This window comes from Comamonas sp. Z1, from assembly GCF_008121555.1.
GTDB classification, from domain to species: domain Bacteria; phylum Pseudomonadota; class Gammaproteobacteria; order Burkholderiales; family Burkholderiaceae_C; genus Comamonas; species Comamonas thiooxydans.
Map to the genome: position 1 here is coordinate 430,862 of NZ_VOQT01000003.1, position 14,243 is coordinate 445,104.

Consider the following 14,243-nt stretch of genomic DNA (forward strand, 5'->3'; position numbering starts at 1 on the left):
CGGTACCTATAGGATGCGGTGCAGTCCTGCTCCAAGACGGTGACAGGGCCTGCTGCCATCCCCCGCCTGGACGTGCTCAATACACATCGCGCCGGTAGCGACCCGAGCCCAACAGCTCGGCCACCTTGGCCTCGCCCAGAATGGCCTGCAGCGTCAGATGCACGCCTTGGCCCATGCCGTTCAGGCTGCCGCAAACATAGATGGCCGCACCACGCTCCACCCATTGCCGGACTTCCTCTGCATGGCTGCGCAGCAAATCCTGCACATAGCGCGAATCCTTGCCGTTGCGCGACCAGGCATGATCCAGCCGTGCCAGTCGGCCCTGCCTGAACCATGCGCCCAATTGATCGGCAAATAGCGCGTCATGCTGTGGACTGCGCTCTCCGAACAACAGCCATTGATCACCTAGCTCCTGCTGCACACGGGCCTTGATATGGCTGAGAAGGCCCGCCAGGCCCGAGCCATTGCCGATCAGAATCAGCGGTCGCCCGGCGTTGTCACCGAGTCTGAAGCCGCGGTGCTCGCGCAAGGTCAGCGGCAGCACATCTCCCTCGGCCATGCCGCAGCACAACCAGTTCGACGCAAGGCCCGGCGAACCATCGGCGCGCGTGCTCTCGCGCACCAGCAGTTGCAGGCTGCCGTCGGCCGTGATCGAGGCGATCGAATAGTCGCGCGCGCGCTCAGGGTCGGCGGGCACGCACAGAGACACCAGATCGCCCGACTCCCAGTGCGGCAGCTCGCCGGACTGCGGCGTCCACTCCAGCAGGTATAGCGCCCCGCCCTGGCTGCCGGGATTGAGCAAACGCCGCCGACCAAGCACAAAGGGTATGCTGACCGGCGCCTGCAACCAGTCCGAATCCGGTTCCTGGGCGGGCGCAGACTCGCCCAGCAAGTCCTGTCGCATCTGAGCGACCTGAGTCTGCCAGCTCTGCAAGCTCGAGGCATCCATATTGTCCACGCAGACCAGATCGCTGCGCGCGCCGCTGGTCTGCAACCATTCGTGCACCTCCACACCAAACGCACAGAACTCCTGGTATTCACGATCACCCAGCGCCAGCACCAGGCTTTGGTGCTGGGTCAGCGCAGGCTGAGTGGCCATGAGCTGCTGCACAAAGCCCAGCGCATGGTCGGGTGCATCGCCCTCGCCCGTGGTGGACAGCAGCCACAGGCTGTGTTCATATTGCTGCAGCAGCTCGCTCGTCAGCTTCTCGACAGGCAGCAGGCGCACCTGCAGACCGCCGTCGACCAGCATCTTTACCGTGGCACGGGCCAGAGCTTCGGCCTGCCCCGTCTGGCTGGCATAGGCGACCAGGACGGCAGGCGCAGCAGCATCGCCCTGCGAGACATTGCTCTCGGCCTCATCGGCCAGTCGCTGCTTTCGTACCTTGGTGCCAATACCCCAGCACATGCCTGCATAGGCCGCGACCAAACCCATAGCCCCATAGATGCGCTCGGGCGTCAAAATCCATTCCACTGTCATGCCTCAAATTGGTTGATCCAGGCCGGTGTCTTGAGCACCTGTCTGCAGGCCTCATTGCCACCGGAGGCGAGATGCGATGTGAGCACAGCCGCAATCTCATGTTGGCGGGCAAAGTCCATGCCTTGCTGCGGACCCAGCACCGTGAGCACGGTGGCCAGCGCATCGGCGTGCATGCATTCCTCATGGAACACGGTCACGCTGGCCAGATCATGCGTCACCGGCCAGCCCGTGCGCGGATCCAGCGTGTGCGAATAGCGCCTGCCAGCCTGCGTGAACTGATGCCAGAAATCGCCCGAGGTGGCAAATGCACCCTCCCTGCAGGCCACGACCAGCGACTCGGCCTCGACAGAACCTCCCGTGCCCAGTTGCACCTGCCAGGGCCGCCCATCAGGGCGCTCCCCCCAGCTGCGCAGCTCACCGCCGATTTCGAACATGCCCGCAGCCCAGCCAGCCGCCTGCAGCTTTTGCACCGCCCAATCCACGGCAAAGCCCTTGGCAATGCCGCAAAAATCCAGCTCCAGACCACCGCTCTGCTGCAACTGCCGGGTCTGTGCATTCCAGCGCAGATGGCCATGGCCGCTGGTCTTCAGCAAGCGCTCAATCTCCTTGCCGGCCGGTGTCTGCCCTGAATGCGGCTGCAGCGGGTTCTGGCGCGGCCCGAACCCCCATAGCGAAACCAGCGCTCCCATGCCGGGGTCCATCGCCGCGCCTGAAAGCCTTGCCCAATGCAAGGCCGCTTCCAGAACCTGAGCAAACTCCGCCGGAACTACATGCATTTCACCGGGTCTTGAACGATTGAACCGGGTGATCAGCGAATCCGCCTCCCAGTTGCTCATCTGGGCAATGACATCCTCAAAAACCTGCTCCAGCAGGGCCTGCACCGGCTCCATGGGCAGGTAATCGGAATTGAGCAGGCGCAGCGACCAGTGCGTGCCCATGGTCTGGCCGGACAGACGATGAATACGCCCGTCCTGCTGGTGTTGCAGGCTTGCAGGTCTCCAGCGCTGCACGCCAAAGTCAAGCGCCGGCGTCCGGGGGCGAGCCTGACTCTGTGCCGCCGACGAGGGCAGTTGCCAGAGACTGGCGTCAAAGCGTACGCGGGGGGGGGTGGGCATGGGCATCCAGACAATGACGAAAACAGCAGCGAAAACAACGACGCGCCCGGAGCGGGCGCGTATTCAATCCATCAAGCGCCAACGCTTAAGGCAGGACTTCCAGAGTCGCGATATAGCCCAGGCGGCGCTCCGTTGCCTTGGCAATGCTGGTCTTCTTGTCCGTGGCATCGGCATTCAGCCAGAACAGACCTGCACGGGGGAACTTGATCTTGACCTGACCCTTGGCATCGGTCTTGAGCTTCATGGCGTCCACACCGTCGCGATAGCGAATACCGTCGGCCACCAGCTCCAGCTCCAGATCCGCAGCGGGCTTGCCGTCAAGATGGAATTCGAAAGTCGCCTCTTCGCTGGCCACCAGGTCATTGGGGTGAGTCACGGGCTTGAGTTCCAGACCCTTGCCGGTCAGCGCCAGCGCCGAGGGCTTGCCCAGAGACACAAAGGTTTCCATGCGGCGCAGATTCTCGGTCACGCGCACTTCCTTGGCATCGGCAGGAATCTGCTTGAGCACTTCTTCCACCGAACCGCGCAGGCGCTTGGGCTGGCCGTTGGCATCCTTGTAGCCACCCATCACGCCGGTCATCAGCATGGTGACGCGGTAGGTACCGGTCTTTTCTGGCTTGAAGTCGAACATGCTGCGCAACTCGCCCTTGGCGACATTCTTCATTTCCACGGCTGCACCATCGGGTGCGGTCACCTTGACGGCTTCCAGACCCAGCGGACGGTGGTTGAAGAAGAACACATCGTTGGACACGGCCGCATCCACCGTCACCCAGTCGGACTTGGACAGCACGGTGCTGGAAGGCTTGAACCACAGATCATGCGCCTGGGCGCCCAGGGCAGCCAGAGCCAGAGTTGCAGCGACGATGGCACGAGTTTGGAACTTCATATCAGGTCCTTGAAAACAGAAAGGGTGACAAATCAAAAGAGAGAGGTGTGCCGGCTAAGCAACACCCTAAAACTGGCGCTACGCAGACAAGAGACACCAAGGAAGGGCCGCCCCGCACCGAGGGTGTCGTCCCCCTCCCGCGAAGCGAGAGAGGGGGAAGCGGCGAGGCCGCTCAGGGGGTGAGAATCAAGATCAAGGCTTCAATTCCAGCTTGATCGCGCCCAGCTCGGTGCTGCCATTGGCGCTCAGGCTGGTGGCCTGCTTGACGGGCCACTCGAAGGGAATGGACACCAGTTCGCGGCCACCGACTTCACGCGCAGCTTCCACCATCAGCTTGTACTGGCCGGGAGCCAGCTGAGGCAGCGGGTTCTTGCCTTCGGCAAAAGACAGCGCATGGGTGCCCACGGGCTTGGTCGGCTGGGTCACACCATCGATGGGAAAGCTCAGCTCGCGGCCGGTACGACGCCACCACTGGCGCATGTCCTTGAGCCACTTGGTACCCTCGGCATTCTTCATCTTCACGTCATACCAGACGGACAGATTGGCAGCCACACCGCCGTCGGCCTTTTCCAGCCACACGGCGACATAGGGCTTGTGGTATTCGGCCACCTGCAACTGGGGCACGGTCACCGCCACATTCATCCCGCCCGCGATTGCCGGCAGGCCCACCACGGCGCTCAGCGCCACCGTGGTCTTGAAAATCCGCTTCGCCATTTTTCTTCCTTCACAAAATTCTTGGGCTCAATGCACGAGCAGCAGCACCAGCAAGGCGGGCAACACCAGACCCAGGCCCACCATGGGCCAGGTCATGGGGCGGCGCTGCGCATGCATCTTCAGGATCAGCAGACCCGTGATGCAGAACACCAGGCAGCCAATCGCAAAGACGTCTATGAACAGGCTCCAGGCTCCGCCCGTATTGCGCCCCTTGTGCAAGTCGTTGAGGTAGGAGATCCAGCCCCGGTCGGTTTTCTCGTACTCCACCGAGCCCTCCTTCAGGTCCACACGCAGCCAGGCATCGCCGCCCGGGCGCGGCATGGGCACATAGGCCTCGTCTTCGCTCCACTCCACGGCAAACCCCTTGGCACTGACCTTGATCTGCTGAGCCAGCCAGCCATCCACCTCGGCAGGCAAGCCCACGGCATTCTTGCCCGCTGCTTCCACGCCATGCTTCTGGGCTTGTTGCAGTTTTTCGAGCAAATCCCGAGGCAGTTGCGCATCACGCGATTCGACCTTGGGCTTGGACTCGATCTGCCCGGCGTGATTCAAGGTGAATCCCGTCACGGCAAACAGCAGCATGCCGATCAGGCAGATGGCGGAGCTGATCCAGTGCCACTCATGTAATTTTTTGAGCCAGTACGCCCGCTGCGGGGCGTTGGAGGAAGCCGCGGTCATTCAGAACTTTCTGGGATTGCGTTGCCGCCGGGCCGGGCCGAGCCGACCTTTGGGACATAGCGCCACAAGGCCAAGCCTTGCTTGCGCAGCAAGGCGGCATTCTAGTTGTGCAAATTCTAAATGCATCTCACTTTTATTTACTTTACTTGACGTAAACAAAGCGCCCCCAAGGCCAGGGCGTTTACGCCACCCCGAAAACTCGTGGCTGCATAGACCGGCAGAACCCGCACCGCCTATTCAGACAGCCTGCCTGTTGCCGTACTGCAACAAAACGTAGATTATCGGGCTCCATTGTTGAATGGTATCGAGAATTATTATCAATATCACCTAGAATCCGCACGCTTTTTCAAAAAATCGACTCTTCATCAAAAGCATGTCCAACAACCATTTGACCCCGACCGACTCCAACGGCTTGCGCTGCGAGCTCAAGCAAATCGTGATTGCCGCAGGCCTGTGCCTGATTGGCGCCAGCGCGATGGCTCAGCAGGAAACCACCTTGTCCACCGTGAATGTGGAAGCCTCTGCCGACGCCAGCTTCAAAACCGAAGCAAGCCCTCAAGGCAAGTTCACAGCGCCCCTGCTGGACACGCCCAAGACCGTTCAGGTCATCAATGAAGAGATCATCAAGCAGACCGGCGCCACCAGCCTGCAAGACGCTCTGCGCTCCACCCCCGGTATCACCTTCGGCAACGGTGAAGGCGGCAACCCCAGCGGCGACCAACCCTTCATCCGCGGCATGGACGCCCAGTCCAGCACCTTTGTGGACGGCATGCGTGACATCGCCGCCGGCACCCGCGAAGTGTTCAACGTCGAATCCGTGGAAGTCATCAAGGGCGCGGACTCGGCCTACGCCGGTCGCGGTGGCGCAGGTGGCTCCATCAACATCACCACCAAGAAGGCCAAGAACGAGAATTTCATCTCTGGCGACGTGGGCCTGGGTACCGACAAATACCTGCGCGGCACGCTGGACATCAACCGCAAGATCAACGAGACCACCGGCATTCGCCTGAACGCCATGGGCCACAGTGCCGACGTTCCCGGCCGCAACGGTCCTGACAACAAGCGCTGGGGCATTGCCCCCACCGTGACCTTCGGCATGGGCACAGCCACCGAAGTGACGCTGTCCTGGCAGCATCTGCAGACCGACAACACCCCCGACGGCGGCGTGCCTTATCTGTATAGCAATGGTGTCAACGCAGCCGGTTCAACCAACGCAACGCAACTGCCCGGCGGCTCCAAGATTCGCCCCACTTACGGCAACAGCCGCGACAACTGGTACGGCCTGAACAACCGTGACTACGAGAAGGAAAAGAGCGATCTGTTCACCGCTTCGGTCACCCACAAGTTCACCGACACCAACAAGATCCGCAACAGCCTGCGCTATAGCAAGACCAAGCAGGACTATATCTGGACCCAGCCCGACGACTCCAAGGGCAATGCCCTCAATGGCTATGTCTGGCGCCGTGGCAACTACCGTGTCTATGACACCACCACGCTGCAGAACGTCACCGAATTTACCGGCAAGGAGCAGACCGGCTCCATCGGCCACAGCTATGCCTTCGGTCTGGAACTGTCCAAGGAAAAGGCTGACGGCAGTTCGGGCGCCATCCAGAGCGGCACCGGCGTGTGCACCTCGGTGTCCGACCCCTGGTGCACCACCTTGAGCAACCCCAGCGGCGCCAATGCAGCCTGGAATGTCCCCTTGACTCTCCCAGCGCAATCCACCGTCAACAAAATCGACACCATTGCTGTTTACGGCTTTGATACTCTGAAGCTCAACGAGCAATGGCTGGTGAATGCAGGTCTGCGCGTGGACCACTACAAGCTCAACGCTTCCGGCCCCGCCGGCGGCCGTGGCGCCAGCGCCTACCCGGCGTATGACCTGAGCCGCAGCGATACGATGTTCAACTACCAGCTGGGTGTGGTCTACAAGCCCGCATCCAATGGCAGCATCTACGCCAACATCGGCACCTCTTCGCGCCCCGGTGGCTCGACTCTGGGCAACGGCAGCGAGGACCTGACCACGACCACCGATGCGCTGATCAGCCTGAAGCCGGAAAAGACCAAGTCCATAGAGCTGGGCACCAAGTGGGACCTGCTGGACAAAAAGCTGAACCTGACTGCCGCAGTCTTCCGCAATGAAGTGACCAATGTGCGCATCAGCGATGCAACCGGCACGTACATGGGCGGCAACAAGGAAGTCAATGGCATCGAACTGGGCTTTACCGGCCAGATCCTGTCCAATCTGAGCGTATTCGGCGGCTATACCTTTATGGATAGCGAATTCAAGAACATGGGCAAGGACGATGTTCGCAATGGCCTGCCCTTCTACAACACGCCCAAGCACAGCTTCAGCCTCTGGACCAGCTACAAGCCCATGGCCAAGCTGACCTTGGGCCTGGGTATCTATGCTCAGAGCGACGTTGCTGCCAGCTACATTCAAGGCAAGGGGGGCATCGTGACCAAGGGCGCTTCCGGCTATGCCCGTTACGACGCGATGATGGCCTACCAGATCGACAAGAACCTGAGCTTCCAGCTGAACGTCTACAACCTGGGCAACAAGGTGTACTACACCGGCGTGCGCTCGCCTCATTACGCCAATATGGGCGCTGGCCGCTCGGCTGTGGCCTCGCTTAAGTTCACGTACTAATTCATGTACTGACAGGAGCAATGGCAGTCCTGCCTGCGCTTGATCTGGCGCAGCCTGGCTGCAAACCATGCCCCAAAGCCCCGCAGGCCTCTGATGCCAGCGGGGCTTTTTACATGCACACTTGGCGGGTCAAGCGCATTGCCGCTCACTCGCAAAGCCTGATCTTCGCCATCAAAACCATAGCTTATAGCGCCTGTCCACAAATGTTTTCAAGCCAATAAGTCATTGAAATCTATAGGCATCAAGCGCTATCCGCTATGGTTAATGATGTAACCCGGATCATCAACAGATAGATATCGCCTCACTCCTGCCATGTTGCTACGCATCCCCTGCCTGCTCACTCCCGATGAAGTACGCTACTGCCGTCAGGCGCTGGAAGCCGCCAGCTGGCAGGACGGAAAGACCACGGCCGGCCACGTGGCCGCTCAGGTCAAGAGCAATCTGCAACTGCCGCTGGACAGCAAGACCGGCCAGCAGATAGGCGATCTGATCCTGGACCGGCTGGGCCGCAACCCGCTGTTCATGTCGGCAGCCCTGCCGCTCAAGGTCCTGCCGCCGCGCTTCAATCGCTATGAGGGTGGAGGCACTTATGGCAACCATATCGACAACGCCTTCTTCACCATTCCGGGCACGGCCATCAAGGTCAGAACCGATGTCTCCACCACGGTGTTCTTCAGCGACCCCGACGAATACGAAGGCGGCGAGCTGATGGTGGAAGACACTTTCGGCCAGCAAAGCGTGAAGCTCGCGGCCGGCGATGCCATCATCTACCCCGGCACCAGCTTGCACCGAGTCAACCCCGTGACGCACGGCACACGCTATGCCTCGTTCTTCTGGACGCACAGTCTGGTCAAGTCGGCAGAGCAGCGCCGTCTGCTGTTTGATCTGGACCAGAGCATTCAGCAACTCACCCAGGAGCAGCCCGAGCATCCGCGCATCGCCGCCCTCTCAGGCACCTATCACAATCTCTTGCGCATGTGGTCCGAAAGCTAGCTTCCTGAGCGGCTTTGCCGCCCCCCAAGGAGGACGGCAGCCTTTGCTGGGGCTGCCTTTGCTGGCTGCCCCTCCCCACTGAGCCATGCCTGCCTTGCTGCCTCATCCCAATCCAACCGGCTTGATTTATGACTGTTGAACCTTTGAATGCCGCAGGCCAGCCCGTCAAACCGCCACTGACGCAGATTTCCGCGCAGATAGGCTCCCTGGCGGACTACGCCCGGCTGGCCCGCGAGCATATGGAGGCTCAGGCCTGGGCCCACCTGGAAAGCGGTGCGGACCAGGGTCTGACTCTGGCCCACAACCGCCAGGCCTTCGACCGTATCCGTCTCTGTCCTGAGCCGCTCGCCGATCTGTCCGCCGCGCATACGCGGCAAAGCCTGCTGGGTCAGAGTCTGGACTGGCCGTTGTTGCTGGCACCAGTTGCCTATCAACAGCTGGCGCATCCCGAAGGCGAGCTCGCCACGGTGCGCGCGGCCATGGCCATGCGCACTGGCATGGTGGTCAGCACTCTATCCAGTTGCACGCTGGAGGAAATCGCCCAGGCCGCGCAAGCTGCAGCGCAAGAGCTGGAGCGCAGCGGCCCGCTGTGGTTCCAGCTCTACCAGCAGCCAACGCGCGAGCACACGCTGCAGCTGATTCGCCGCGCCGAAGATGTCGGTTATCAGGCCCTGGTCTGGACGGTGGACGCCCATATCAAGCGCTCCAGCTACCCGCTGCCGCCAGGCGTGGAGGCCGTCAATCTGCGTGGCATTCCCCAGCAACGGCAGACCGGCGATCTGATGAGCGAGCACATTCTGTTCGGCAGCGAGCTGGCCCGAGGCGCGCCCACCTGGGACGACCTGGTCTGGCTGCGTCAGCAAACCCGGTTGCCGCTGATCGTCAAAGGCCTGCTCTCGGCCCGCGCCGCCGCGCAAGCCGTGGAGCTGGGGGCCGATGCCATCGTGGTATCCAACCATGGCGGGCGAGTGCTGGACACCGCCGTCTCCCCCCTCGAAGTGCTGCCTGCCATTCGCGCGGCCACGCCTGCCCATATTCCGCTGCTGATGGACGGCGGCGTGCGCCAGGGCACCGATGTGCTCAAGGCCATCGCCCTGGGTGCCAGCGCCGTGCTGCTGGGCCGGCCGCAAATGCATGCCCTGGCGGCGGCCGGCATGCTGGGGGTAGCACATATGCTGTATCTATTGCGCGCCGAGCTGGAGCTGGCCATGGCCCAGACCGGTTGCGCCAGCCTCGATCAGATCGCCCCCCGGCTTTTAACCACTTGCTGATTGTGCGTAATTTGGCGGCATGCATTGCAAATGCGATGGATTCTCATTTATACTCCACCTATTACATCAATAGCCAGCAACAACTGCCTGTAGCCATGATCGTCTGTGTATGCCGCCGGGTTTCTGACCGAGAAATAGCACGCCACGCGCATGCGGGGATGAGCTTTGACGAAATCCAGTTTGAATTGGGTGTTGCCACACAATGCGGGCGCTGCGAAGGCTGCGCACGCGATGTCGTCGCCCAGTGCAGTGCAAGCCATCCGATCGCGGCCATCCACAACGAAGCGCAATCCTGCGCGTCGGTGCAGACGGTTCAGCTTGCCACCAACATTCTGGAAAGCAAAGCATGGCCCACCTCTCCGTCCTCTCAGCCGTCTTTGGCAGTCTGATTCTCGTGATGGTATGCACCTGGTGGATCCTGCGTGAATGATGCGATCCTGTCTGCGTGCCCTGCTTCCTGTGCCTGCTATTGCCGGTTGACCAGCGCTTTTCCTTTCTGATCCCAGCCTGCGCTGGTTGCTCTTCTCGTTCTTATGTCCCAGTCTGATCGATTTGCACCTGCCAGCGGCCCGAGCCGCAATATGGCAGTTGCTGGTGCTGTGGTTGTCGTACACGCTGCCGCCCTGTGGGCCATGCAGCATGGCCTGGCACAGCAAAAGCCGCCAGAGATAGTGATTCCCGCCAGCGTGATTGCCCAGTTTGTGGCACCGCCGGCTGCCGAACCTGCCCCGCCGGCCCCTCCCCCTCCACCCAAGCCTCCGGCGCCAGCCCCCAAGCCCGAGACCAAACCGCAGCCTAAGCCCGAGGTCAAGAAGGCTCCGCTGCCCAAGGCCATCAAGGACCCCACACCGGCGCCGGCTGCACCTCAGGGGGCATTGGAGGACAGCGACAGCAAACCGGACAAGACACCGCCGGCGCCACCCGCGCCCCCGGCACCTCCGGCTCCGCCTGCGCCTCCCGCACCACCGGCTCCGCCCAAGATCGAGCAGCCATCGAGCAATGCTGCCTATCTGAACAACCCCGCTCCCGCTTATCCTTCGGTCAGCAAGCGCATGGGGGAACAAGGCAAGGTGCTGCTGCGCGTCTATATCAACGAGCAGGGCCAGCCCGAGAAAATCGAAATCAAGCAGTCCAGCGGCTTTGACCGCCTGGATGACGCCGCCGTCAACACCGTGCGCCAGTGGAAGTTTGTCCCCGGCAAGCGCAACGGCGTGGCCGAACCCATGTGGCACATCGTGCCCATCAACTTTGTTCTCAAATAAATCTGCAGTTCTCAGGAGTACCCATGGAATCCCAATTCGGCATTGCCCACGTCTGGACACAGGGCGACTTCGTGACCAAAGGCGTGGCCATCATCTTGCTGGTCATGTCGGTGGCCTCTTGGCTGGTCATCATCCTCAAGGCGCTGGATATTGTGAAATTCAAGAAGTTCGCCACCCAGGCGCAGGACTTCTGGCACAGCCCCGATCTGGCCACCGGCCTGGAAAAGTTGGGTGACGACAAGCAGAACCCCTTCCGCTTCATGGTGCTCGAAGGCCGTGAAGCCTCCGCCCACCACCGCAAGACCAGCGTCCATCTGCATGACACGCTGGACATCAGCGACTGGGTGACCCGCTGCCTGCGCAACGGCATCAACGAATTCACGGCCCGCCTGCAATCCGGCCTGGCCATTCTGGCCTCCGTGGGCTCGACCGCCCCCTTCATCGGCCTGTTCGGCACCGTCTGGGGCATCTACCACGCTCTGGTGGCCATCGGCATGTCCGGCCAGTCATCCATCGATAAGGTGGCCGGCCCCATCGGCGAAGCGCTGATCATGACCGCTCTGGGCCTGGCCGTCGCCATCCCCGCCGTGCTGGGCTATAACGCTCTGGTACGTGGCAACAAGGGCATTTTGAACGCCCTCAACAGCTTCGCCCACGACGTGCACGCCTACTTCGTGACCGGTGCCCGCGTTTCCGTGGACGGCCAGGTCTCTGGCAATGTGCTGCCCCTGAAGAAAGGCGCCTAAGCCATGTCATTCGGAACCATGGACGATGGGGACAGCGATGATGTGATGAACGAGATCAATATGACGCCTCTGGTGGACGTCATGCTGGTTCTGCTCATCATCTTCATCATCACCGTGCCCGTGATGAAACACTCGGTCAACGTGGACCTGCCCCGCGCCACCAACCAGCCCGAGGACACCAAGCCTGCCACCGTGCAGCTGGGCATCACGGCCGACGGTAAATATTCCTGGAACGGCCAGGAAATCGGTGACGAGCAACTGGAGACCAATCTTCAGACCGAGGCCGCCAAGGAGCCGCAGCCCGACCTGCATATCCGCGGCGACAAGGAAGTGCGCTACGAGCGCGTGGCCCAGGCCATGGCCGCCGCCCAGCGCGCTGGCGTCAAGAAAATAGGCTTTGTGACCGACCCATCCAAATAAGCCCATGCTTGCAAAAAACGGCCCTCAAGGGCCGTTTTTTTATTGTGGAACCTGCATCAAAACAGCACTCAAGCCGCCCGGCACAGTCACAAACTGCTGATGGACCGCAGGCACAAGTCCTCAGATGCGGCGGGACAGATTCCACATGAAAAATAAATGGCAGTTTTTTGCGAATGAGATTAAGTATCACTTGCTTTTCAATTGAGAATTGTTATCATTACACCAGTTTTTGATCTTAAGGAATCACGGCATGTCTGCACCGCTTGTTGCGACCTCACAGCCCAACAACCGTAGCACCCCCTCCATGGCTGCTGCAACCCCCTCAGCCGCTTCCGGCTCCAGCCTGGGCCTGGACAGCGCCCTGCTGCTCAACGGCCAGAAGGCAGTCACCATCCTGCACAACGGCACTCCTTATCGCCTGCAGGCCACCAAGCTGGGCAAGCTCATTCTGACCAAATAAACCGTTTCATCGTGGGGCGACACTGCAAGTGTCGATTCGCCAGCCATAGTCGTTGTAGAGCACCTGCCCTCTCTTGTGCTTACGCTTCACATAGCCACGCGTTTTTTCCTCATTCGCAACCCGCCAAAACAAAACCCCTGCGCGCATCAAGCGGCAGGGGTTTTGTTTTGGACTCTGCCGCTGCAGCGGCAGAAATCAAGCCATTACAGGCCCAGGGCTGCGATGCCGGCCTTGGCAACCTGTGCGTCTTCGTTGGCCTTCACACCCGAGACACCCACAGCGCCCAGCACCTGACCGTCCTTGACGATGGCCACGCCACCTTCGAGCAGACCGTCCACAAACGGAGCGCTCAGGAAAGCGGTACGGCCATTGTTGATCATGTCTTCAAAAGCCTTGGTGTCCTTGCGGCCCACGGCTGCAGAGCGTGCCTTGGCGGGGGCGATATGCGAAGAGATGGGAGCAGCACCATCCATACGCTGCAACAGCAGCAGATGGCCGCCGTCGTCCACGATGGAGATCGTCACGGGCCAGTTGTTCTTCAGTGCTTCAGCTTCGGCAGCCGCAGCGATGGCTTTCACATCGGCCAGTTCGAGTTCGTGCTTGGTCTTCATAAGATAAAAAGCTCCGTTGGATTGTCAATGCAGCAAGCATATTCTGTACTTTGCAGGCAAAAGTAGATGCGATGTGAAAAACATTCCATCCTAAAACTGCCGCATTGCAACGGGGTATTGCAAAGGCTTCTCAAGACCCCCACCTAGAATGACAATGTTTCAACACACAATTCCTGAAGGAGGAATGGCTACATGAACGAACAAGTCACCACACTGGGCTCTGCGGGCTACGGTGTCTCGCAGCAAGAGCGCAACCGTGTCTTGCGCAATACCTACTGGCTGCTGGCACTCAGCCTGATCCCCACCGTGCTGGGCGCTTGGCTGGGCGTAGCCACTGGCATGACTCGCGCGCTGACGGGCGGCGTGGGCCTGATCGTGTTCATGGTCGGCGCCTTCGGCTTCATGTTCGCGATCGAAAAGACCAAGCACAGCGCCGCTGGCGTGCCCGTGCTGCTGGCCTTCACCTTCTTCATGGGCCTGATGCTATCGCGCCTGATCGGCATGATTCTGGGCTTCTCCAACGGCACCCAGCTGATCATGACCGCCTTTGCCGGCACCGCTGGTGTGTTCTTCGTGATGGCCATGCTGGCCACCGTGATCAAGCGCGACCTGTCGGGCATGGGCAAGTTCCTGTTCGTGGGTGCTCTGGTGCTGATGGTAGGCGCCATCATCAATGTCTTCGTGGGTTCCACGGCAGGCATGATGGCCATCTCCATGCTGGCCATCGGTATCTTCTCCGCCTACATGCTGTATGACCTCAAGCAGATCCTCGACGGCGGCGAAACCAACTACATCAGTGCCACCCTGGCCCTGTATCTGGACCTGTTCAACGTGTTCCAGAGCCTGCTGGCCCTGCTGGGTATCATGGGCGGCGACCGCGACTAAACCTCGCCACCACCCAAGCAGAAAGGAGTGCCTTGCGCACTCCTTTTTGTTTCCGGTAACCTTGACGTCAAG

The 14,243-nt window shown here is 60.8% G+C and carries 15 protein-coding genes; 9 read left to right on the forward strand and 6 right to left on the reverse strand.

Features of this window, described 5'->3' with window-relative positions; genetic code table 11:
- Positions 1-76 precede the first annotated feature (76 nt).
- The 5 genes from FSY45_RS08690 to FSY45_RS08710 all read right to left on the reverse strand — a co-directional run bounded on the left by FSY45_RS08690 (position 77) and on the right by FSY45_RS08710 (position 4,873).
- Positions 77-1,480, reverse strand: a complete 1,404-nt coding sequence (locus tag FSY45_RS08690) for a sulfite reductase subunit alpha (RefSeq protein ID WP_148748026.1) — start codon at positions 1,478-1,480, stop codon at positions 77-79.
- On the reverse strand, positions 1,477-2,595 hold the full coding sequence (locus tag FSY45_RS08695; RefSeq protein WP_223305670.1) for an FAD:protein FMN transferase: 1,119 nt from the start codon (positions 2,593-2,595) through the stop codon (positions 1,477-1,479). Before FSY45_RS08695 ends, FSY45_RS08690 begins: the two co-directional genes overlap by 4 nt.
- An 85-nt stretch (positions 2,596-2,680) precedes the next feature.
- Positions 2,681-3,481: a DUF4198 domain-containing protein gene (locus FSY45_RS08700; protein ID WP_003069955.1), complete on the reverse strand. Its 801-nt coding sequence runs from the start codon at positions 3,479-3,481 to the stop codon at positions 2,681-2,683.
- A gap of 192 nt (positions 3,482-3,673) precedes the next feature.
- Complete coding sequence (locus FSY45_RS08705) at positions 3,674-4,195, reverse strand: DUF2271 domain-containing protein (RefSeq protein ID WP_012838986.1); 522 nt, start codon at positions 4,193-4,195, stop codon at positions 3,674-3,676.
- A gap of 27 nt (positions 4,196-4,222) precedes the next feature.
- Positions 4,223-4,873 carry a PepSY-associated TM helix domain-containing protein gene (locus tag FSY45_RS08710; RefSeq protein ID WP_046461475.1) on the reverse strand — a complete coding sequence of 217 codons (651 nt, stop codon included), beginning with the start codon at positions 4,871-4,873 and terminating at the stop codon, positions 4,223-4,225.
- A gap of 373 nt (positions 4,874-5,246) precedes the next feature.
- Here FSY45_RS08710 and FSY45_RS08715 point away from each other — a divergent pair, with 373 nt between their 5' ends.
- The 8 genes from FSY45_RS08715 (at position 5,247) to hemP (ending at position 12,675) form a co-directional block, all read left to right on the forward strand.
- Positions 5,247-7,523, forward strand: a complete 2,277-nt coding sequence (locus FSY45_RS08715) for a TonB-dependent siderophore receptor (RefSeq protein ID WP_046461474.1) — start codon at positions 5,247-5,249, stop codon at positions 7,521-7,523.
- A 312-nt stretch (positions 7,524-7,835) separates the two neighbouring features.
- The gene (locus FSY45_RS08720) at positions 7,836-8,516 is read left to right on the forward strand and encodes a Fe2+-dependent dioxygenase (protein WP_046461472.1); all 681 of its coding nucleotides are present in this window, start codon (positions 7,836-7,838) and stop codon (positions 8,514-8,516) included.
- 143 nt (positions 8,517-8,659) lie between these two features.
- Positions 8,660-9,787: an alpha-hydroxy acid oxidase gene (locus FSY45_RS08725; protein WP_148748044.1), complete on the forward strand. Its 1,128-nt coding sequence runs from the start codon at positions 8,660-8,662 to the stop codon at positions 9,785-9,787.
- Positions 9,788-9,882: 95 nt separating this feature from the next.
- Positions 9,883-10,176, forward strand: coding sequence for a bacterioferritin-associated ferredoxin (locus FSY45_RS08730; protein ID WP_034358951.1), 294 nt, complete (start codon positions 9,883-9,885; stop codon positions 10,174-10,176).
- Positions 10,177-10,320: 144 nt separating this feature from the next.
- Positions 10,321-11,049, forward strand: a complete 729-nt coding sequence (locus FSY45_RS08735; RefSeq protein ID WP_034379817.1) for an energy transducer TonB — start codon at positions 10,321-10,323, stop codon at positions 11,047-11,049.
- Between the two features lie 23 nt (positions 11,050-11,072).
- On the forward strand, positions 11,073-11,795 hold the full coding sequence (locus FSY45_RS08740; protein ID WP_003069935.1) for a MotA/TolQ/ExbB proton channel family protein: 723 nt from the start codon (positions 11,073-11,075) through the stop codon (positions 11,793-11,795).
- Positions 11,796-11,798: 3 nt separating this feature from the next.
- Positions 11,799-12,215: a biopolymer transporter ExbD gene (locus FSY45_RS08745; RefSeq protein ID WP_039051230.1), complete on the forward strand. Its 417-nt coding sequence runs from the start codon at positions 11,799-11,801 to the stop codon at positions 12,213-12,215.
- A 250-nt stretch (positions 12,216-12,465) separates the two neighbouring features.
- Entirely contained in the window at positions 12,466-12,675 is a 210-nt protein-coding gene (gene hemP / locus FSY45_RS08750) for a hemin uptake protein HemP (protein WP_003069932.1), read from the forward strand.
- Positions 12,676-12,878: 203 nt separating this feature from the next.
- Here the strand turns inward: hemP and FSY45_RS08755 are convergent, their stop codons facing one another.
- A complete protein-coding gene (locus FSY45_RS08755; protein WP_003053536.1) occupies positions 12,879-13,286 on the reverse strand; it encodes a heme-binding protein in 408 nt (135 codons plus the stop codon).
- 192 nt (positions 13,287-13,478) lie between these two features.
- Here FSY45_RS08755 and FSY45_RS08760 point away from each other — a divergent pair, with 192 nt between their 5' ends.
- Positions 13,479-14,171, forward strand: coding sequence for a Bax inhibitor-1/YccA family protein (locus tag FSY45_RS08760; RefSeq protein WP_046462780.1), 693 nt, complete (start codon positions 13,479-13,481; stop codon positions 14,169-14,171).
- The last annotated feature ends 72 nt before the right edge of the window (positions 14,172-14,243 follow it).